The 21478-nt window shown below is 34.2% G+C and carries 21 protein-coding genes and 2 pseudogenes; 14 read left to right on the forward strand and 9 right to left on the reverse strand.

Annotated elements, in window-relative coordinates; genetic code table 11:
• Positions 1 to 199: 199 nt before the first annotated feature.
• A complete protein-coding gene (locus HUB95_RS01840; RefSeq protein ID WP_244662809.1) occupies positions 200 to 613 on the forward strand; it encodes an RDD family protein in 414 nt (137 codons plus the stop codon).
• A 22-nt stretch (positions 614 to 635) separates the two neighbouring features.
• Positions 636 to 1112, forward strand: a complete 477-nt coding sequence (locus HUB95_RS01845) for an RDD family protein (protein ID WP_209452478.1) — start codon at positions 636 to 638, stop codon at positions 1110 to 1112.
• A 166-nt stretch (positions 1113 to 1278) separates the two neighbouring features.
• Here HUB95_RS01845 and rho read toward each other — a convergent pair whose 3' ends face one another.
• A complete protein-coding gene (gene rho, locus HUB95_RS01850) occupies positions 1279 to 2682 on the reverse strand; it encodes a transcription termination factor Rho (protein ID WP_197907419.1) in 1404 nt (467 codons plus the stop codon).
• A gap of 199 nt (positions 2683 to 2881) precedes the next feature.
• Positions 2882 to 3484 (reverse strand): cell cycle transcriptional regulator TrcR, encoded by a 603-nt coding sequence (locus tag HUB95_RS01855; RefSeq protein WP_015589206.1) that lies wholly within the window; start codon positions 3482 to 3484, stop codon positions 2882 to 2884.
• Positions 3485 to 3815: 331 nt separating this feature from the next.
• Between HUB95_RS01855 and HUB95_RS01860 the strand changes: the two genes are divergently transcribed.
• From HUB95_RS01860 to trpS, 6 genes are all read left to right on the forward strand, one after another.
• On the forward strand, positions 3816 to 5624 hold the full coding sequence (locus HUB95_RS01860; RefSeq protein ID WP_209452479.1) for a peptidylprolyl isomerase: 1809 nt from the start codon (positions 3816 to 3818) through the stop codon (positions 5622 to 5624).
• A 186-nt stretch (positions 5625 to 5810) separates the two neighbouring features.
• Positions 5811 to 5933: a hypothetical protein gene (locus HUB95_RS06330; protein ID WP_256433084.1), complete on the forward strand. Its 123-nt coding sequence runs from the start codon at positions 5811 to 5813 to the stop codon at positions 5931 to 5933.
• A 91-nt stretch (positions 5934 to 6024) separates the two neighbouring features.
• Positions 6025 to 6345 carry a 30S ribosomal protein S16 gene (gene rpsP / locus HUB95_RS01865; protein ID WP_006279266.1) on the forward strand — a complete coding sequence of 107 codons (321 nt, stop codon included), beginning with the start codon at positions 6025 to 6027 and terminating at the stop codon, positions 6343 to 6345.
• Positions 6346 to 6355: 10 nt separating this feature from the next.
• The gene (locus tag HUB95_RS01870) at positions 6356 to 7342 is read left to right on the forward strand and encodes a polyprenyl synthetase family protein (RefSeq protein WP_015589208.1); all 987 of its coding nucleotides are present in this window, start codon (positions 6356 to 6358) and stop codon (positions 7340 to 7342) included.
• A 61-nt stretch (positions 7343 to 7403) separates the two neighbouring features.
• A complete protein-coding gene (locus HUB95_RS01875; protein WP_141456996.1) occupies positions 7404 to 7973 on the forward strand; it encodes a nucleotide exchange factor GrpE in 570 nt (189 codons plus the stop codon).
• A 17-nt stretch (positions 7974 to 7990) separates the two neighbouring features.
• Positions 7991 to 8989, forward strand: coding sequence for a tryptophan--tRNA ligase (trpS, locus tag HUB95_RS01880; protein ID WP_209452480.1), 999 nt, complete (start codon positions 7991 to 7993; stop codon positions 8987 to 8989).
• 175 nt (positions 8990 to 9164) lie between these two features.
• Here trpS and HUB95_RS01885 read toward each other — a convergent pair whose 3' ends face one another.
• The 3 genes and pseudogenes from HUB95_RS01885 to HUB95_RS01895 all read right to left on the reverse strand — a co-directional run bounded on the left by HUB95_RS01885 (position 9165) and on the right by HUB95_RS01895 (position 12152).
• Positions 9165 to 9926 carry an alpha/beta hydrolase gene (locus tag HUB95_RS01885; protein ID WP_197907417.1) on the reverse strand — a complete coding sequence of 254 codons (762 nt, stop codon included), beginning with the start codon at positions 9924 to 9926 and terminating at the stop codon, positions 9165 to 9167.
• A gap of 1 nt (position 9927) precedes the next feature.
• Positions 9928 to 10455, reverse strand: coding sequence for a c-type cytochrome (locus tag HUB95_RS01890; protein WP_015589210.1), 528 nt, complete (start codon positions 10453 to 10455; stop codon positions 9928 to 9930).
• Between the two features lie 441 nt (positions 10456 to 10896).
• Positions 10897 to 12152 (reverse strand): annotated as a pseudogene (locus HUB95_RS01895) (IS4 family transposase).
• Positions 12153 to 12333: 181 nt separating this feature from the next.
• On the opposite strand from HUB95_RS01895, the gene HUB95_RS06000 reads away from it, so the two are divergent.
• Complete coding sequence (locus HUB95_RS06000) at positions 12334 to 12501, forward strand: hypothetical protein (RefSeq protein WP_244662782.1); 168 nt, start codon at positions 12334 to 12336, stop codon at positions 12499 to 12501.
• Between the two features lie 289 nt (positions 12502 to 12790).
• Positions 12791 to 13816 (forward strand): hypothetical protein, encoded by a 1026-nt coding sequence (locus HUB95_RS06005; protein ID WP_244662783.1) that lies wholly within the window; start codon positions 12791 to 12793, stop codon positions 13814 to 13816.
• On the opposite strand, the gene HUB95_RS01910 is transcribed toward HUB95_RS06005, so the two are convergent.
• The 4 genes and pseudogenes from HUB95_RS01910 to ribF form a co-directional block, all read right to left on the reverse strand.
• The gene (locus HUB95_RS01910) at positions 13808 to 15136 is read right to left on the reverse strand and encodes an IS4-like element ISWosp9 family transposase (protein WP_197907300.1); all 1329 of its coding nucleotides are present in this window, start codon (positions 15134 to 15136) and stop codon (positions 13808 to 13810) included. The two genes, HUB95_RS06005 and HUB95_RS01910, sit on opposite strands and share 9 nt — an antisense overlap.
• Positions 15137 to 15237: 101 nt before the next feature.
• Positions 15238 to 16370: pseudogene (locus tag HUB95_RS01915) on the reverse strand (M16 family metallopeptidase); the annotation flags it as partial.
• Positions 16371 to 16483: 113 nt separating this feature from the next.
• Positions 16484 to 16960, reverse strand: a complete 477-nt coding sequence (gene lspA, locus HUB95_RS01920) for a signal peptidase II (RefSeq protein ID WP_006279329.1) — start codon at positions 16958 to 16960, stop codon at positions 16484 to 16486.
• The gene (ribF, locus tag HUB95_RS01925) at positions 16957 to 17889 is read right to left on the reverse strand and encodes a riboflavin biosynthesis protein RibF (RefSeq protein ID WP_010082493.1); all 933 of its coding nucleotides are present in this window, start codon (positions 17887 to 17889) and stop codon (positions 16957 to 16959) included. Before ribF ends, lspA begins: the two co-directional genes overlap by 4 nt.
• Positions 17890 to 17949: 60 nt before the next feature.
• On the opposite strand from ribF, the gene grxC reads away from it, so the two are divergent.
• The 4 genes from grxC (at position 17950) to trxB (ending at position 21474) form a co-directional block, all read left to right on the forward strand.
• Entirely contained in the window at positions 17950 to 18288 is a 339-nt protein-coding gene (gene grxC / locus HUB95_RS01930) for a glutaredoxin 3 (RefSeq protein WP_209452481.1), read from the forward strand.
• Positions 18289 to 18403: 115 nt separating this feature from the next.
• Positions 18404 to 19276, forward strand: coding sequence for a hypothetical protein (locus tag HUB95_RS01935; protein ID WP_007550039.1), 873 nt, complete (start codon positions 18404 to 18406; stop codon positions 19274 to 19276).
• Positions 19277 to 19949: 673 nt separating this feature from the next.
• Positions 19950 to 20549, forward strand: coding sequence for a peroxiredoxin (locus HUB95_RS01940; RefSeq protein ID WP_012673206.1), 600 nt, complete (start codon positions 19950 to 19952; stop codon positions 20547 to 20549).
• Positions 20536 to 21474 (forward strand): thioredoxin-disulfide reductase, encoded by a 939-nt coding sequence (gene trxB, locus HUB95_RS01945; protein WP_015589186.1) that lies wholly within the window; start codon positions 20536 to 20538, stop codon positions 21472 to 21474. Before HUB95_RS01940 ends, trxB begins: the two co-directional genes overlap by 14 nt.
• Positions 21475 to 21478: the final 4 nt, after the last annotated feature.

The following is a 21478-nucleotide window of genomic DNA, read 5'->3' on the forward strand; positions in this document are numbered from 1 at the left end:
CCAAGTTAGTATATTTACGGTTATTTAATAACGTATTTTTATATCATATGATGATATTATGAAATATAGGTGGGGTTATGAATACTGAAATAAATGTTAAAGTAAATTATGTAGGATTTACAAGGCGTATTGTAGCAGAAATACTTGACCTCATCATATTTTCCCTCATTTTATCTTCGGTTTTATCTATGGTGTATTCATCGTATCATTACAAGATCAAGATAAAGACTCTTTTCAGGAACTTGCACAACTAGCAACAGAAATACCATTTATAGTTTCTACAGTGGTCGCAACATTAGTACTAACAATATCCAAAATATTAATGGTAACAAAACTTGGTGGTACCCCAGGAAAACTATTGTGTGGTATGCATATTAAAGATGCTAATACATTTACAAATGTTACCCTTATGCAAGCAACAATAAGATGTATTTCTAAGGGAAGCATCTGGATTATTTTTCGCTTTTTGCTTCATCTGCATTATCATGGTTATACTTTTCTATATCTTTTAATTGTGCTAATTTTATTTTTGTTTGCAGTATTTGATCAACGCAAACAGACTTTTTACGATAAAATTGCAAAAACAGTAGTGATAGACTATAAATCTAGTTGATATTTTTCTTTATAGGTAGTACATGGATAAAAAAGTAAACTACTCAACGATGACAAGACGTACTCTAGCATTTATAGTTGATTGTATTTTATTTATCGCAATACCATTTGGTTTAATGGTGGTGGGTTTCTCACTTACACACGCAATACAAGGGATCATGGGTGCAATAATTGTAATCACCACGATTGTATTTTCTTTATTTTTAATGATACCATGTATATTTCATATATTCATGCTAGTAAAATTTGGCGGCACTCCAGGACACTTGTTATTTAGCATGCGTGTAAAAGACAAAGATACATTTGAGTCAATCACTACAATGCAAGCAATGAAAAGGACTATAGCTCTTTTTATAATTTATTGCATATCACTTTGTAATCCCATTTTATTCTTAGCTATACTAATCTTAGTTTTAGTATGTGCAGTAGGTGATGAACATAAACAAGCTTTTCACGACAAAATTGCAAACACGGTAGTGATAGATTATAAACCTAGTTGATATTTTCCTTTAGCTGTCTGCCACCAAGGGTGTCATTCCAGTGTCACGCGCTAACTTAAGGTAAATTGCCAACTTAACTATAAATATATTTTGGTAAATCCAAATTATTTTAGCTATAAGAGCGTTTTACTTTTTGCTCAGCATATCCATCATAACTGGCTTACTTTTAGTGATTCATGGAGTTAAAAAAGTCAGCATTGCTCTTTGTTAAAAGTAGTTTGTCACGTAAAAATTCCATTGCTTCAACGGGTCCCATAGGATTGAGTATCCTACGCACCACCCATATTTTATTTAGTATAGCCTTATCAACTAATAGCTCTTCCTTCCTTGTTCCGGATTTTGTAATATCAATAGCTGGAAATATACGTTTATCAGAAAGTTTTCTATCAAGTATGATCTCAGCATTTCCTGTACCTTTAAACTCTTCAAAAATAACTTCATCCATTTTTGAACCAGTCTCTATAAGAGCTGTGGCGATTATAGTTAAAGAACCCCCATTCTCAATATTACGAGCTGCTCCAAAAAAGCGTTTTGGTCTCTGCAGTGCGTTTGAATCTACACCACCAGTTAGAACTTTCCCAGACGAAGGAATAACCGCATTATAAGCACGTGCAAGTCTAGTAATATTGTCAAGTAGAATTACCACATCTTTTTTATGCTCAACCATTCTTTTAGCTTTTTCTATTGCTATTTCAGCAAGCTGTACGTGACGGTAAGCAGGCTCATCGAACGTAGAACTTACTACCTCACCTTTTACAGAACGTATCATATCTGTTACTTCTTCAGGTCTTTCATCTATAAGTAACACTATTAATTCTACTTCAGGGTGATTTATAGCTATAGAGTTAGCCATTTGCTGAAGCAATACAGTTTTTCCTGTGCGAGGTGGAGCAACTACTAACGCTCTTTGCCCTTTTCCAAGAGGAGCTACTATATCTATAGCACGCATGCTTAAGCCTTTTTTATCATCACCATTATTACACTCAAGTACTATGCTTTCCTCAGGATAAAGAGGAAGCAAATTATCAAAATGGACGTACTTTCTTAATTCACTTACTTCAGTAGAGTTTATACTTTGAACCTTAGTTAAAGTAAAATATCTCTCTTTATCACCAGGTGGCCTTATTTCTCCATATGCCATATCTCCTGTACGTAAATTAAACTTCTTTATTTGCCCGTTAGAAATATAAACATCATCGGTACTTGGGGCATAATTTGCACTTGCTGAACGTAAGAAACCAAAACCATCAGGCAATATTTCCACTATTCCACTCCCTGTGGTTATGCCTCCTTCTTCACTCATTTTTTTCATTAAGCTGAATATTATTTCCTGCTTTAGCATTCTACCATTGCTTTTACCGTTAGTTGAAATTTTTCTTTCTTCAGCTAACTCTAACAATTCTTCTGCTGTTTTCTCTTTTAATTCGCTCAGATCTAATGTTTTTCTGTTTTTCTCAGTACCTTCATTGACCATCTGTTTTACTGTATCGTTATTGTAAATTTGCTCACTTTTTTCAGGTTGAGCTGTAACCTTTCCTTTTGCCAAAACATCTTCATTGATTGTTGTCATAATCCTCCAAAAATTTTAATTGATGCTTACTAACCTAAAATGTGACTATAAGATAATAAATTAGGCTGAGTTAGTTTCAGTGCGTATTAAGCTTAATTATCATTAAACCCCGTACTTTACTTACATTATACTAATAAACACTAGCAAGTCAAGTTAATTTAATGTTAACAAAGCACAAAAATTTGAGGATTTTCAATAGCTATTCTTTATATTTTTTTAACCTTTCTTGCTTCTCCTCTTCTACTTTTGCTTTTTCCACTTCTGCTTCTAAATTTTCTTGACTACATAAGCCGAGTAGTACAGGATCTTGGGGTTTTATATTTTGCATGTTATGATGAGATCCATCTCTTACCTGCTCAACTGTGTAATTTGTTGTACTAATTAATTTAGCTATAACGTTATTGTCCAAGATAGGAAATTTTTTTACTAAATAATAAATCGCATCAGGTTTATCTCTACGTCTTGCCGTAGAGGCAAAGCCAAGAATGCTACCAATCGCTTTACTCCTTTTTTTTATATTTTTTATAATCAAATTTGGTACACGATTTGGATTTTTTTTGCAATCATCGATTTCTTTTTCAGTAATTATTCCAGAAATAATAGGGTTATATTTTTCTACTCCTATTTCCTCATCAGCTATGTCTTGTACTTCTTCAAGGGCCAATCTGCAACATTGTGCTATTTGATTAAAAGTTAAACCAGTGTTGTCTACTAACCAAGCAGCTATTTGCACTAGAAACTGTTTATTTCTATCGTTATTGCCCTTAGAAGATTCCATTGACATCAAAAAAGCATCTCCCATTTAAAGTATCCCTTACTGTTATACAGAGCTAAAATATAAACTATTAAAACTAAAAAAGCATTAATTTTGTCATTCAATAACTTTTTGTTTGTCATTTCCCACCTCTTAAGTTAATTAAATGCGCTTACCTTTAAGCATATTTCAAACAAAATATTTTCCCTTCCTAAGGTATAGTATAACTCAGTTAAACATATGTTCCTATTTAAGATTAGAGAGTTAAATTTTAAGTTAATATATTGTAATATTATATATATTAGCTAATAAAGCAACAGGTTTACAAGCATTAAATTATCACTATTCTATAATTAATCATTAATTAACTGGGTTTAAAATGAATGTTAAAAATTTTTTCACTAAAGTAACCGTTGTCCTTTTAGCTTGCTTGTTAATCTTCATGGGAATTGGCAACCTTTTATCAGGTGATGATGAAAAAGAAGAGGTAGCTAGGGTTGGAAAAGAAGTTATAATGTCAGATGAGTATAAATCACTATATCAAAATTATGAAAAGCAAATTTCTGGATCTGATGCGAGTAGAGAACAAGTAAAAAAGCTGAAATATGATTTGCTTAACGCACTTATAGAGCAAAAACTATTGTTTAACCTAACTAGTGAGCTGGGGTTGACAGTTGGAGAAGAATCTATAAAAAACCATATTAAAAACACCAAATACTTTCAAAATGATAAAGGTGAATTTGACAAAAATAAATTCTATGAAACGCTAAATGACCTGCATATGACAGAGAAAGAGTATATAGCAAAGCTAGAGAAAGTCCTGCCTGCAATGATGTTCATGACTTCATTATTTAAAGATAATTATCCAGTAACTTTTGGCGAGAAAATTGATGAGCAGATATACGAAAGTCGCTACCAAACTAGAGTAGTTGATATTGTTAAAATAACTGAAGATGCAGTTACAAACATTCCTGAACCAGATGATCAAGCCTTACTTGATTTGTACGAAAGAAATAAATCCCATTTTTATTATCCTGAGTATCGAACTGCGCAATATATTTCCCTAGGCCAAAAGTATTTTGAAGATCAAATCAAGATCTCAGATGAAGAAGTTGATGGTATAATAGAACAACAAGAACTTAAAAATCAAAGAGATATATTCAATGCAATATTTTCTACCAAAGAAGAAGCTGAGACAGCAAGAAGAGCATTTGAGGAGGGTAAAACAAGCTTTGAACAGATAGTAGAAGAGTTTGGCAAAGCAAAACTTGAGGAAACTAGAGTAAATAATATAACTAAGGATTTTTTACCAGAAGACGTGAGAGAGAAGGTATTTGCTCTTAAAGTAGGTGAAGTAAGTGAAGTTTTAGCAAGCAGTTTTGGTTGGCACATAGTAAAAGTGGAAAGTGCGCATCAAATCTCTGATGAAGACTTAGTTGATTTAAAAAAAGACATAAAGTCAGTTCTAACTAACCAAAAGTCTTTTGAAAGAGTCAATGATTTCATAAACCAAGTGAACTATAAGATATACAATGGTTCAGAAATTGAAGAAATATTGAGTGAATATAATTTACCTATACAAACTATTGGTCCAGTAGATGCGAGTGGAAAAGATCAAAGCGGTAATAACGTAGGAGATTCTGGTGATTTGATTTCTTTCATTTTTTCGCGAGAAAAGGATCAGAAAGGTTATTTTAAGGGCGTTGGGGACGCCGTTGTTAGTGTAAAAATCGTCGATATCTTTCCACCCAAATTGCAAAGTTTTGAAGAAGGCAAGGCATTAGCGGTAGAGCTTTGGCGTAGTGAGTTTATAAAAGAAAGAATGTTTAAATTCGGGCAAGAGGTTGCAGTTCAACTAAGAGAAAAAACAGATTTGGAAGAAATTCAAGGTGTGGAATTAGTTAAAGGTCAGCAGATGCACCGCAATAAAGTGGATCAACAAAACTACCCCTTTTCTTTTGTAGAAGAGATTTTCAATATGAAAACAACTGGTTCAGTGACAGATCCTATTCAATACAATAATGAAATTATAATAGGTGTTCTAAAAGAAATGCATTCATCAAATGGCAAATTAAACACGCTTGACACCGGAAAACGTGTGATGATATCGCTAAAAGAGCAATTAATTAGCTATCTGGAATCAAAGTATAAAGTCGAAGTTAATCACGCTATACTTGATGATATATAATCAAAAATCTTATAAGCTGCTTCAAACGCATCCAGTGCCCAGACACACAACTGTACGAACATTGCGATTTGAGAGCAATCTTCACTAGAAAGGATGTCATCCCAGTGCCCAGACACTGGGATCCAGGAATTTTATTAAGTTGGTAAGCATAAAAGTAGCCGTTTTATGTTAAAATACAACGTTTTAATGATTAAAAAAGGCTGGATTCCAGTGTCAAGCACTGGAATGACACCATTTGCTGTGCAATTTACCTTCAAAAATGAATGTTCGTATAGCTGTGCGCCCGGCACTGCCCTACATTATTGGTAATTATATTATAAGGTGCAAAAGTTGTATAATTCATTTGACTTAAAACGGCTCATTGTATAAAATTGTGGCTAATATATGAATAAAGGTTAACATGGCAGTTAAAATAAGGTTGGCGAGGTTTGGCGCAAAGAAACGCCCTTTTTATAGGATAGTTGTAGCTGATTCACGAGCACCAAGAGATGGGCGTTTTATTGAGAAAATAGGACAATATGATCCAATGTTACCAAAAGACAATAAAAATCGTGTTGTGGTGAAAGCTGATAGATTAAAACATTGGCTAAGTGTAGGCGCGCAGGCAACTGAAAGAGTACTGTGGTTTATCAAAAAAGGCATAGTAACTTTAGAAACAGAACCAAAGAAAACAGAAAAGAAGAAAGTAGAGAACGAGAAAGCACAAGGGCAAGAGGCATAAGTCTCTTAAAATGCTAAATACTGATTTAACAAACAGCGATAAATTAGACGATATTGTATCTTCTGATTTGTCAGCTATGAATGACTTTGTCTTCAAAAATGTCAATGATGAAGATGCTAAGCTTGCTACTGATATTATATCTCATCTTGTTAGGTCAGGTGGAAAAAAAATAAGGCCTAAACTAGTTTTTATTATATGTAAAATGCTAAACTATTCTGGGGAGAATAGGATCAACGTTGCTGCATCGGTAGAGTTTATACACAATGCTACTTTACTTCATGATGATGTGCTCGATGAAAGTGAGGCACGCCATGGAGTTAAAACAGCGAATAAGATTTGGGGAAATAAATCAAGCATTTTAGTTGGTGATCTATTGTTGACTCTAGCATTTAGATGGCTTATAGAGTGTGGAAATTTAAATATTCTCTCTATTTTATCTAAAGCATCGCATTTACTTGTGAAGGGTGAAATAAAGCAGATGACAGCACGTTTTGACCCCCACACAGTCAGGGAAAATTATTTTGATATCATTGGAGAAAAGACAGCATCTTTATTTTCTGCATGCTGTGAAGCTGCATCAACAGTATCTGGTGCAACAAATGACGAAACAGAGAGGCTAAAGAATTTTGGTTTTAATTTTGGTATGGCATTTCAAATAGTTGATGATATGCTCGATTATACTGCTAATCAAGGCACTTCTGGAAAGCAAGTCGGAAAAGACTTTTTCGAAGGTAAAGTCACCTTACCTGCTATTATAGCATACGAAAAGGGCAGTCCAGCAGAGCAAAAATTCTGGGAAAAATGCTTTTCTTCAGCTAGACACAATTTTGACCAAGCATTACACTATATTAATCACCATAATGCCATTCAGCTTTCTATGGAAAAAGCTAGACACTACATTAATATGGCACAAAATGATATTAGTACTTTTTCTGATTCTTTTTATAAAACTACTTTAATTGACTTTTTAAATGCGAGCATAGAAAGACGAATGTAGCTGGCGCTTGATATTTTCGAATTAATTGCTATATATTTATTAGATTCTTAAGGGTAATAATATGTCAGATAGCAGTAAAGAGAAAAAGAAGAAGTTTGCTGATATGGTAAGTAGGCAGAAAGGTGACGACCAACAAAGTGATAACCATAAGCAGACTGATGATTTAAATGAAGATCTCAATACATTAAAAGAACGTGCAGCTCAGCTTGAAGATCATTTACGCCGTGCTGTTGCAGATAATGAAAACGTCAAACGTATAATGCAAAAGCAAATTAGCGATGCAAGTGACTACGCAGTCACAAAACTTGCACGTGATATGATCGACTCGTGCGACAATTTAAAAAGAGTAATGGAAATTTTGAAAGACGGTGATCCTGTTCATGAGGGGATTAAAGTAGCTTATCAAAAAATTATAAATGATCTAAAAAAACATGGAATAGAGGAAGTAGATCCACTTGGTGAGCTTTTTGATAGTAATTTACACCAAGCTGTTGTGGAAAGAGAAGACAATGAAAAAAAGCCTGGCACCATTGTAGAAGTACTACAAACTGGTTATACTATCAAAAATAGGTTGCTCCGTCCTGCAATGGTTATTCTTTCTAAGAAATCTGCTGATTGTGGAAGCGATTAGCATGAGGTAAATGTATAATGACAAGTATTGTCTTTTCAGGTATCCAGCCAAGTGGCGTACTACATTTAGGTAATTATCTTGGTGCAATCAAACAGTGGATAGACTTACAGGATAAATACAAATCTCTTTTTTGTATTGTCGACCTACACGCAATCACAGCAAATAAGCTTCCCGCAAGTGAATTAAAAAGTAATATTTTCAAAACAGCAGCAACTTATATTGCATGCGGAATAGATACAGAAAAGTCCATTATTTTTAGTCAGTCCACAGTTAGTGGTCATGCAGAACTGGGCTGGCTGCTTGGATGCTATACACCAATTGGTTGGCTTAATCGCATGACTCAATTTAAAGATAAAGCTGGCAGCGATAAACAAAAAGCCTCTCTTGGATTATATAGTTATCCAGTACTTATGGCTGCAGATATATTGTTGTATCAAACTAAATACGTTCCTGTTGGTGATGATCAAAAACAGCATTTGGAGCTTGCACGTGATATTGCATCAGCTTTTAACAATCATTATAAGCTGGATTATTTCATCGTACCTGAAATCTTAACTTTGGATTGCACATCAAGGATAATGAGCTTAAGGGATGGCACAAGCAAGATGAGTAAATCTGATCCTTCAGAACATTCGTGCATTAACCTTGATGATACGGATGACTTAATTGTCAAAAAAATAGAAAAAGCAAAAACAGATTCAATTCTAGGCTTTGCTACTTTAAAGTGCCGACCAGAAATAAGCAATTTGATAAACATTTATTCAGTGCTTAGTAATGTAAATGCAGAAAAAGTATGTGAAGAAGTGAACAAATATGACATGAAGCACTTCAAAAAAGAGTTAGCTGATTTAATTATCAGTGTTATATCACCCATACGTGAGAAAATGAATGATCTTTTAAAAGACCAATTCCATTTACATGAAATATTAAAAAAAGGCACAAAGAAAGCAGCAGAAATTGCAACCCATAATATAAAAGAAATCAAGGATATTATTGGATTTGCTCAATATCTGTAAGGTTCCAAAGTGTGATGGTGCGAACCGTCATACCGCCGCGGTATCTCAGCCGCTAACACGTAGCGGGATGACGGTTTTTCAAATTGTCGGTAAATCTAAGTCAGTTTAGCTATAGGCAGCAATTTTCTGTATTTATTTTAAGTTGAAGAAAGCTCAAATGAAAAATCGTGTTTTGCTAAAAATCACAGAATGCAGTCTGGTTACAAAATTCTCTAATGGTCTTAAATAAAACTTCCAGTGAATGATTGTCAGACATATTGTGCTCTGCTGATTTTATTAAGTGTACTTCAACATTGGTTGACTTAATTTTTTCAGCTAAATTCAATGAAGTTTGATAAGGAACATCTTTATCATTAATGCTATGCAGCAAGCGCACAGGACAGTTTATATCTATTGTCTTTTTGTTTAAAAGAAGGTTCTTTCTGCCATCTTCGATCAAATTTTTAGTTATTTTGTATGTACAATGCTCTGAAGTAAAATCTATTACACCTTTAGAATCTAGTTCTTCTTTTTGCTTGCCTGACAATTGCTTGAATATCAAATCTTCAGTAAAATCGGGAGCAGACGATATACCAATTAGTGCTGCAATTTTTTCTGGAAATTGAAGGGCAGTGAGCAACATCAGCCATCCTCCCATACTTGAACCTATAATTATTTGTTTATCGCTAGTTAATTCACTCATTACTTTAGCACAATTTTTTTGCCAATCACTTATCGTGTAATCAATAAAATTACCACTTGAATGACCGTGACCAAAATAATCAAATAGCACAAGTGCTACGTCATTTTCTTGGCAAAATTTGTAAATAGCAGTTGCTTTAGTTCCATCCATATTGGATGCAAATCCACCGAAAAAAACTACAGAAGCTTTCTTTCCTTGTAGCTTTCGATATGCTATGTGACCATTATTTCCATCAAACAATTTACAATAATCCATACTACTTTGGCAAAGCAACCGGGCTATCACTCAATTGATGCAAATAACTAACTAGATCTGCAATTTCTTGTGGATTGGAAATACCTGCAAATGCCATACGTGTACCTTTTATATAGGCTTTTGGGTTCTTTAAAAAGGCAAATAGCTCCTCATACCCCCATTTTCCACCTCTGTCAAGCACTGCTTTTGAGTAATTGAATGAGTTACCAAGATGGGCCTTTTTATTTCCAACTATGTTCCATAAGTTTGGTCCTACTTTATTCATTCCACCTTTCTCAAAACTATGGCAGGCTATACATTTTTTTGCTGCTGATTTACCTTTCTCAAAGCTAGCATTCTGCATGAGCGCTCCAATATCAAGCGCCACTTGCTCGATTTTTTGCTGGAACTCATTGCTGCCAGCAGCTACTATCGTTTGGTGTTCAATCTTATATTCTTCTGGACTGTAAAGCATATCAACTACATTACTAACTATCATAATGATTAGCCCAGAAAGTAAAATCGATGCTGCAATCTTATTAAGCTCCATAGTTAATTTTTATTAAGTAATGTTACTTAAATTATGCGAATATTTTCGCAAATAGCAACCAATTACCTTGAAGCTCGCTAAAGATGAGAGTCTCTATAGCTGACCCAAGAAAGGTTTTCTTACGTCCATACCGCCGCGAACCGTCATACCGCGATTCATTCGCGGTATCTCAGCCGCTAACAAGAGATCCCGCTAACAAGTAGGCGGGATGACGAGGTTCACTGCCATTAAGTTAAGGAAAGAATGGTTAAAAACTGAACTAAAAAGTCAGAAATAATTAAGGATTTATGACAAATGCTGAAACAGAATAGAGTAAACTTTAAAGCAGATAAACTCTGAAGTGTAAATTACTTAAGAAATAGTTTGTTTAGAAGTCATTTTACAGGAGCTATGGCAATAAGCTACCCAGTTATTATCAGAAGATATGAATACTACCTCTAGTCAAAATATGTGTTTTCTAACCCTTTTTTGGTAATTGAACGAACGAAGATAAGGTACCTTATGACGATCAACTTTCCTTCCCTTTCTTACCGCCAAAGTGTTCATCAAAAATAGCTTTGATAATTGATCCATAATGCAGTCAGTATCTGATTCCGTAGCAAAAATGTCGAAAGCCAAGTTTTTGATCGCGTTAAATGAGACAGATTTGTTAATGCTCCTCTTAAGCTTATCATCGGTTAAGTCCATATTCAACGCTTCTTCTACATCTTCTGTCATAACACTTTCTAGGTTGCTAATAAAGATAGCTGACCAAAAATCCTGTTTAACAGACTCAACACTTTTTCCTGTAAAATTTTCTAGACTTAGTCTTCCTTTGAGTTTTGCAAAAAATGTCTCAACTCCCCAGCGTAAAAAATATAACTCCTTAAATCCTCCAGTTTGAAACTTTTGTTCATCCATTAATGATGTAGCTAACACTTCAATTTCACCAGATGGCAGTACCACTTTGAAGCGTTATTCCACTATTTTCTTGTTTTATCTTACGCTGAGCACATATGGTAACCTCAACACTAGATGGGCTTTTTTCTTCAAACATAGCATTCACTTCATTAAAAGATGATCTGGGACATCGAATGACATAAGCAATTTTTCTTTTTGTAAGGCTAGAAAGAAATTTATAAGATAAATATACAAATCAGTAAGTCATTAGTATTTACAACTTTAAGCATTTCATCTGCTAAGTTAATTTCATGAGTGTTACCTCTATCTAACACTGACCTTATGGCAACATTATTTAGCACATCTTAACAAACCGCAAAGGTTGCACTTGCATAATCACCTAAATCTTTTGGTTTTTGGTTACGTATTTTTCTTGAGCCAAATTCATTTTTTATTTCAACGCTTGTTGGTAAAATGATTTTGGAGGCATCAAGAGCTAACACTCTAAAGCCAAAACAAGTTTTAAATTTTTGGTCTTGGTAGTACAAGGAAACCACACCTTCGTTAATTTCTGAAAATGCACTGTGTTTCATTTTTTTTCTTGCTTGACTAAAAGCACTAGCAGTAACGGTATAGTCTTTTTTCCTATATAAAATAAATTCGTTTAGTATTACTTGCAGCGACTTTACACTTTTTCTTAAAATTAAGATAAATATGTCAATAAAAGATAACTTCCTCTTTCTCATAAAATCTTTTGAAGATGATTTATGGGATTCTATAAATTCTAGACTTGCCAATTCATTTTGAATAAATTTTATTACTGCCTTTTTTACTCATACTACCTTTAAACTTATTGGTATACATCATTATCCCATAAAATCTATCTTTTTTCCTTAACTTAATGGCAGTGAGACGAGGTTATCGTCATGCCGCCACGAACCGTCATACCGCGATTCATTCGCGGTATCTCTTAGCCGCTAACAAGTAGCTGGATGACGATTGTCAGGGTGTAATCCCAGTGTCCCTATGATGTCATCCCAGTGCCCAGACACTGGGATCCAGGAAAAAGAATGGTGTCATGAAAGTAGCCTCCTGTCATCCCAGTGCATTGACTACTTGGATCCAGAAAACTTAACTTTAAATAAGTGGCTGCATAATAAAGACTAGATTCCAGTATCAGCTACTTGCATGACACTATTTGTTGTAAACTCACTTTTACTCTATGGTTATCTTTTTATACTACCTTGTCTACCTTATTTTACCGCTTTCCTAAACGGATACAACTTGGAGCTATTTTGCCTTTTTTCTATGCAAGAAGTCTATTGTATAGCTATTGCCGGTTGTATATTACTTATAGTTTATCTATTCAAATTTTGACTTTATTTTTCATAATTAATTATTGACACTGTTGATAATCTAGTTATTATTAATATTCTAGTGGTTAATGAGGTAAAAAATGTCTACATCTAACCTTAAAATTTCGATTGCTGCTTTATCATTATGTGTATCTGCTGTTGCAATTTATATACATCTCCCTTATGTTATTGCAGCAGTTTCTGGTTCTGGTGCCATTGCAGCAGTTCCTTTAGCAATCTTTGCTGTTTCTGTGGTTGTTGCATTGGCTTCAGTAGCATATCTTATTAAACTTGCCGTTTCTAGAGATGATAATAAGAAAGAAGCAGGTCTTAATGGACAGGAATTTGGCCATACTGCATCTCAAGAACCACAAAAATCTGCGTGTAAAAATTGTAATAATCTGGACAGTGAACTAATTAGAAAAGGATTGTCTGTTAAGCAAGATAGTGGATCACAGACGGAAGTGAGAAGTTCGGAACATGTTCCGAACCTTACTCCTCAACAACCTCCGCTAACACTTGGTACAGCAATTCCTCAAAATAATAATGCACCTCCGCCACCACCTCCACCTCCAAGTTCAAATGGAACTTCTTCATCAAAGAATGCTAGTAGTCCTAGTGATCCTGACGTTAAACCTGACATGAGCGCTGTATTTAATAAAATAACACAACAAAAACCAAATCTCATGAGCAAGGAAGAGCGTGATAAGAAGTTAAAGGAACAGGCAGCAAAGAAGTCAAGCAATAAAGGAGGTGGGCAACAAGAAAAAAATGAAGATCTTATGGCTGATTTGAGTAAAGCACTTCAGAAACGAAGGGCAGGCGTTAATGGAAAGCAAGGGAGCGACGTACAACAGCCAAGTCACCTGGGCAGGGCATTCAGTAAAGTGTTAGCTATGATCCCACCACCACGGAGTCGTAGTAGTAGTGTATCAAGTGATAGTAGTAATGTATCTGATGATGAAAATTGGGAGACAGACCCAGAACCTATTGAGCAGGCATCTTCAGGCTCCCAATCGCTCCATAGAGAAAGAAGCGGGAGTCTTGACAGTGGTATAAGATCTGGTTCTGAACCCACATCTCCGTCACATTCGGGAGTGTTAAATAAACCATACGCGTCAAGTTAAGGAATGTAGAGAGCTTAAAGTAGATACCCTGGTCTTCCTATATCTGTCTTTCAAAGAAAACTTTGACCAGATTATAGTAAGCTTTTTTAGAAAAATTTTTAAATTATTGACAATATTGTTTAATATCAAAAAGAGCTCTCTAACCCGCCTTTTCAATTCAATAAATGCCTTTGTTAAACTGAGCTCCGTGTTCTTTTTTAGTTTTACACAGCCAATCATTCCGTGAAATACGAGAATAGCACATAATTTTGCGTATAGCTCGCACAATACTCTAAATGGATTTGTCTTTCCTTTTAGTTTATCAAGATTGATATGACTTTTATATAGTTTAAATAGTAATTCGATTTGCCATCTTACTCTATAAACCGTCAATATTTGTTCAGCATTAATTTTACTCTCTGGAACATTAGTTATAAATATTGACCAATCTAATAACTTTTGATTCTTTTGAGAAGATGTATATCCATGTGACTTTGCTAATTTATTAGCCTTTCTTCTTCTAGCCATAGACTGTTCTTCAGTTAGCTTTTGACATATAATTCTTACCTTAATTTTTACTTCCTTTCCTAATAATACTTCTTTTTCTGAAGATAATTGACCTTCCAAATACTCCAATAGCTCTATTTTTTGATTTGTTTCTATATCATATATATTGGTATCAGACTTATAACGACTAACAAAATATGCACCTGCTTCATCAATCTGTTTAAAAGAACTAGGCACAAAGTAGCCCAAGTCAAATATTAGCAAATCATTGGCTGATAAACCGTTCAGATAATCCCTATAACCTTGATCCGACCTTATTCCTTCCATAAAATTTAACTTATCTAGCGCTTGATTCAGGTAATCAAAGACTAACTGTAGCTTTATTCCTGATTTGGTATTATTCTCACAATCTCTATAGCTACTGCCATATCCTTTGTACATATCTTCTATGCTACTGGGCAGGCTAATGTAGCTGCTATCCAATAATTTAACGCTTCCAAATTGCTGTAAAATTTTGCAATCAATCTGTAGACTTTTTTTAAATAAACACAAAGCTTCGTTATACATTTTTTTCATGAACTCAACTGCTTCTTCACTAAACCTAAAATCTAAACCCTGTTTTGTAATTTCTATCGAGTCTTCATTTAGCAATTGGCACATTGTTTCTATGCTGCAATCATCAACTCCTATGTTACCAAAAACCATAGCTTTTATGAATGATGAGCCATTAAGTTTTCTCTTTCTTTTTATAAAACCTACTGCAATTGATATTTCGTCTGCTTTTTCATTAAAGAATTCATTGAGGTCTTTTGATAAGCAAGCTATTCTGTCCATTGTAAGTTCTCTCATTCATATATCCAAGAGAATTTATACTTTATTATTTTCCTTCACTCTATCAACTTTACTTACACTTTTCCTTAACTTGACGCGTATGGATTATCAAACTGTGCTGCTTTGTATCTATATTTCGAGCTTTGCAACTCCTCATCCGTTATTCCTTTAGACATGAAGTTATTAATAGCATTATCTAACTCTCTTTCAACAATATCTAAATTAACTCCGCTTTTTGGAATGACCTGAATATCAATGTAGCCATCACTAAAAGCTAGGCTATTATAATAAGCAAACACTGATACTGCCACATCTTCATCTAAAACCAGATCATTATACAGTTTGCTGGATTTGCCGCCACCTAAAATTTCAACCGCTAAATGAGCAGCGGAAGCTTCATTTATATGCTCAAATAAGGGTACACGATAACGAAAATATAAAACTGGTTCTTTTACTTCAGTGCTCTCTAAGGTCACCGATAGACCTGCATTATGCACTGGATCCTGATTTGGGTAATTTCTCATTACAGGCTTAGCTTTAATTTCGCCATATTTTTCTTCTGCTAATTTCACTACTTCATCAAGTTCCACATCACCCACAATCAGTAATATTGCATTGCCGGAGTGATAATAGTTATCATGAAACCTCGTTATGTCATCCAAATTGTAAGTTTTGATATCGCTCTCCCAGCCGATAACAGACCTACCATAGCCAGTACGGTAAAATGCACTATTCATTTCTTCCCATAACAAGTTGTTAGGATGATTATCAAATCTCATTTTTCTTTCTTCCAACACAATGTTTTTTTCTCTATCTATTTTGTCTTGAGTAACATTAAAGCTGCCCATTCTATCTGCTTCAACTTCCATTGCAAGTGGTAAATCTTTTTTGGGGATCAACTCAAAATAACAGGTATATTCTTTAGTGGTAAACGCGTTAAATTGAGCCCCAATGCTACTCATAGTGGCTTCTATATCTGTGAACTTTCCTGTAGTTTCAAACATTAAATGTTCAAAGTAGTGAGCCAATCCTGCTATTGGATCATCCATTCCCCCAACTTTGTATATTACTGCATGTAAAACGGCTGGAATCCGATGATTAGGAACAATATAAACATCCAAACCGTTATCGAGTTTAGCATGTTTTATGTTGTGCTCTATGTTTAAAGCATTCGAAGAAATTGGGTAAGTAAAAAAAATGCAGGTAGTATAAGAAAACTAAAAAGCTTATGAAGCATTATCCTAACCTAATATAAACATAATTACTTTATTCCCCATTTTGTTTGGAAATAAACATATCGTATGTATACCACTTATATAGCGATGTCAACATTATGTGAATATAATTATTTTATTCCTCATTTTGTTTAGAAATAAGCATATCGTATATATACCACTTATATAACAATGTAAACATTCCACAAACTATAGATAAATCTGCTAAATTAAAGGCTGGCCAATACCAATCATCAATATGAAAATATATGAAATCATATACAGCTCCCCAATAGATCCTATCAACTACGTTTCCGATTGCTCCACCAATCATCAGAGAAAAACCAAGGTAAGTTGACTGATCGTCAGACTTGTATATCAAATATGCAAGTATACCAATTATTAGTATTGAAAATGCTGAAAAAAAGAAACCGCCATGTGGTAAAGCGCTACACATTCCAAAACTAATACCTGAATTCCAAACTTCAACTAGTTTTATAAAACTAGCGATCTCAATTGATTCTCCTTCATCAATCAATGAGTTTATGTACAATTTGCTCGTTTGGTCAATCAATACTATAATTAATATAACAACTAAGCATAACTTTTTCATAAATTTGCCTTTAACCTATAAACTTTAAGTATATCATAATTTATCTGTTTTGTTAACTCCTCAATACTATGGAATTTTTTTTCTGACCTTATGAATTTTAAAAGTTGTATATTGACTTTATGACTATATACGTCTTCATCAAAATCGAATATGTGCATTTCTATTATAGGCTTTTTCAGATCCTTAAAAGTAGGTCTCATACCAATATTGACTACTCCATATAACCAATTTGGATTACTATCAGGAAAAGTCACTCTAGCGTAATATGTGCCAAACTTAGGTTTTATCATGCAATCTTCTATAGGAATATTTATGGTTGGAAATCCTATTTCTCTACCTCTACATGCACCTTTTGTCACAACACCAGAAACTTGATAAGGCCTGCCGAGCAATTTATTAGCAATTTCTATTTCGCCCCTTTGTACATACTCCCTTATTGAAGAAGAAGAGCAAATTTTGCCGTCAATTGTTAATGGCTCTAATTTAGTCAAAGAGTATCCATATATTTCAGAATATTTCTCTAGAGTTAATATATTACCCAATCGTTTATGACCAAAAGTGCAATTTTCTCCGACAATTATGTGTTTAGCGCCATATTTATCTATTAAAATCTCACTGATAAAGTCATCGCAGCTAACCTCAGAAAAACCTCTATTAAAATTAATAATATATAAGTAATCTATACCATAGCTGCTGATTAGTTCCTTTTTTTGTTCTTGGTCTATTAACCTAAAATTGTTTCTACCAAATAAAACAGTTGATGGGTGAGGCTCAAAAGTTAAAACTGCAGAGGGTAATCCTCTTTCTTGTGCTACCTTCTTTAGAGTAGAAATTGCAAACTCGTGTCCTAAATGAATGCCATCGAAATTTCCGAAGGTTAGTGCTATATTATTTTCTATTCCTTGCTCACAATTATAAATAATTTTCATACAATTTGATATGTTTCTTATATATAATAACTATATTTTAGTAAGCTACGGAGATAAATTGTGAAAAATGTTGTGGTATATGTAAAGAAGGGCTGTCCATACTGCATAAGGGCAAAGGATTTACTAGATAAAAAAGGTGTGAAGTATGAAGAAATTGATGTGCTCAAAAACTCAGATCTATTTAACGACATAAAATCAAAGTATAACGTTAGAACAGTTCCACAGATTTTTATCAACGATAAGCACATTGGGGGGTGTGACAAATTGATGGATCTTGAAAAAGAAGGAAAGTTGGATGATATGCTAAATAATAATGACAATCACACTGATGTCACAACCTACACAAACAGCAATGATGAATGTGGAGAGTGTGTTATACCACATGATGATTTTATGTAACTTTTTATCTTGTTTTGTCGTGTAATACGTAAATGAAAACTAGTATGCTCACTTTAAACAATTCTTAATGAATTAAAAATACAATTCATTCAGTGAGTTTTTTTAGTGGGAAAAAATGACAAAAAATATTTCAATTATTAGCAGAAACTTAATTAGTATCGAATTAGTTAACAAACAAGATTTAGAGAATTTCATCAAGATTTTCACAGTGCTTGATAAACATATAGCAGCTAAAACACTTTTTACAGAAGAAGTGAGAATAGAGTATAAACAACACAACGGCATAGAAGTTGTTGAATTGCTAAAAGATACAGACTTTACATATCATGAGGTTGAAAATGTATTGAACCACCTGAGTAAACATGGAATGAAGGTGCCCAGCAGTGTTATAGCACACACCCTTTTTGCTGCATACAATCATGCACTTGAATTTAAGGATGTAGCATTTTCCTTTTCTGAAGGCTCTCCACAATTTAACATCAGAGTGAGTAAGAACACCTTCATAATAACTCCTATGAGTGAGGAGAATTTGGAATTGAATTCACAAAGTAGCAAGAAATTAATAGAGTCGTTACAGAGCGAAAAAAATATTTATGATTGTATAGTAGAAGAAAATACCATTAAAGTTATAGTGCATTCTGAAATACATCAAGCTATAAATTTGATTATAAAATCACTGATAAAGTCTCGCCTTTTAGCAAAAGAGGAAGAAGGAAAATTCAAAGAGAAATTGAGACAACTTGCTTTTAAGGATCAAGCTTTTGTTGAGTATTCCAGTATCAAAACCATCAGTAGGTATCCACATAATCATCCTCTGAGAAAGCATGAAAGTGTTACTAAGGATATAGAAAATATTTTATGTGATTTCATAGCAAATGAGAATAGCGAGTTCGCTATAGAGCGGTTAAATAGGCTGAGCTCAGCAGTTTCTCCGGATACTCCAAGAATCATCACTAAAACTATAGATAAACTTGTTAAGTTTCACTAAGATATACGAGAGCCAATAGATTTCTTGTATTACCTTTTGTCATCCAAGTAGCCTTGGCTACTTGGTTCTTTTTTTGGGTTCCAGCTATGTACATAGCTGTATGAACATTGTAGCCGTTATTCAAGTAGCCCGCAGAAGCGAAAAACTTCCTTGACAAACTCCGCCAGCCCTTATCATGAAACTGAAGCTATTTATTTATCTTCTCTGTACAGATTAAATGACAAAAAACTCACGTATCTGGCGTCTCATGTTTAATTTTTGCACTATGTGCACCTTATGTCTTTATCAAATTCTGGGTTTGACCTACACAAGCTGAAATACGCTTATAAAGCATTTAATACATTAAAAAACGCCAACTTAAAAAATGGATAGTGAATAATTAGCTACCCTAGGGTTTCTTTTGCCTTTTTTCTGTTTAGTAAATTTCTTAATGTTTATGGCTAAACGACAACCGTCATCCCGCTACGTGTTAGCGGCCGAGATACCGCGAATGAATCGCGGTATGACGTAGAATTTTATACTCACCAACTCAGTATTCCAACCTGGATTGTATCTTATCGGTAAAAAAGAAGAGCTATTTTAGGAAGTTTTTATAGGACTAAAACCAAAGAAAACTTGCATATAAGTTTATCAAGATGTAAAATTAAAGTTATTTTAAAAGAATAGGTTAATTATGAATCTTGTAACAAAATCTGCTATCGATTTTACTGCTTCATCTGTTCTCTCTGACGGAGAAATTGTTGATGATTTCTGTCTGAGTAAGCGCATAAAAAATAAGTATGCTGTCCTTTTTTTCTATCCACTTGATTTTACTTTTGTTTGCCCAACTGAATTGATATCGCTCAATAATAGAATAAATGAGTTTGCAAAGCGTGGTGTTGAAGTGATAGGAATAAGTGTAGATTCAAAATTTTCACATTATAAATGGCGAAACACTCCAGTTAATGATGGTGGTATTGGAGAGATTAGCTACACTTTAGTGTCTGATATCAAAAAGTCTATATCAAGAGACTATGGGGTCTTATATGATGACTCAATTGCGCTGAGAGCAACTTTCGTTATTGATGATAAATTTATTGTACGTCATCAATCGATAAATGATTTGCCTTTAGGGCGTAATATCGATGAATTCGTTAGAATCGTTGATGCAATTAAACATAATGAAGAGCATGGTGAGGTGTGTCCAGCAGGGTGGAAAAAAGGTAAGCCAGCAATGCAGGCAAGCGATGAAGGAGTAGCTGATTATCTAAACTCATACAGTGAAGAATTATAAATTTAGTACAAAAGTTCTTATTATTGGATCTGGGGCAGCGGGTTATGCTGCTGCTATATATGCAGCACGTGCAAACTTAGAGCCAATTGTAGTAACGGGAATGCAGCCTGGTGGTCAGCTTACAATTACTACAGATGTTGAAAACTATCCTGGTTTTGTTTCAATACAGGGTCCAGAACTAATGGAGCAAATGAGGTTGCATGCAGAAAAGGTTGGAGCAAAAATAATAGATGATGAGATAAAAAGCGTTGAACAACTTGAGGATTCTAATGAGTATAGGTTTAGATCTTCTGGTAATATCAATGACTACTATTCAGATGCAATTATCATTGCATCTGGTGCGCAAGCGAAGTGGCTTGGTTTAGAAAGTGAAAAGAAATTTCAGGGTTATGGGGTTTCAGCTTGTGCGACTTGCGATGGTGCATTTTTTAGGAATAAAGTTGTAGCTGTGATTGGTGGTGGAAACACTGCTGTTGAAGAAGCAATATTTTTAACTCGATTTGCCAAAGAAGTGATATTAATACACAGGCGTGATAAATTAAGAGCGGAAAAAGTAATGCAAGATAGGCTCTTTAAAAATGATAAAATAAAAGTAATGTGGAACCATACCGTAGAGCAGATTCTTGGAGAAGAAAATCCAAAAAGGGTTGCTGGTATTGCGATTAAATCAGCAGAAACCCAAGAATTAAAAGTGGATGGAGTGTTCATTGCAATCGGGCATGCACCAAATACGGGTATTTTTAAAGGCTTTGTTGAAATGGATGAGCAGGGTTACATCATTACAAAACCTGGAACAACTTTAACTAGTAGGGCAGGAGTGTTTGCTGCAGGTGATGTTCAAGATAAGGTATATCGTCAAGCAGTAGTTGCAGCAGGAACAGGATGCATGGCTGCGCTTGATGCAGAAAAGTTTTTGGAGTCGTAGTTAA

It is taken from the genome of Wolbachia endosymbiont of Ceratosolen solmsi, assembly GCF_017869155.1.
Taxonomy (GTDB): domain Bacteria; phylum Pseudomonadota; class Alphaproteobacteria; order Rickettsiales; family Anaplasmataceae; genus Wolbachia; species Wolbachia pipientis.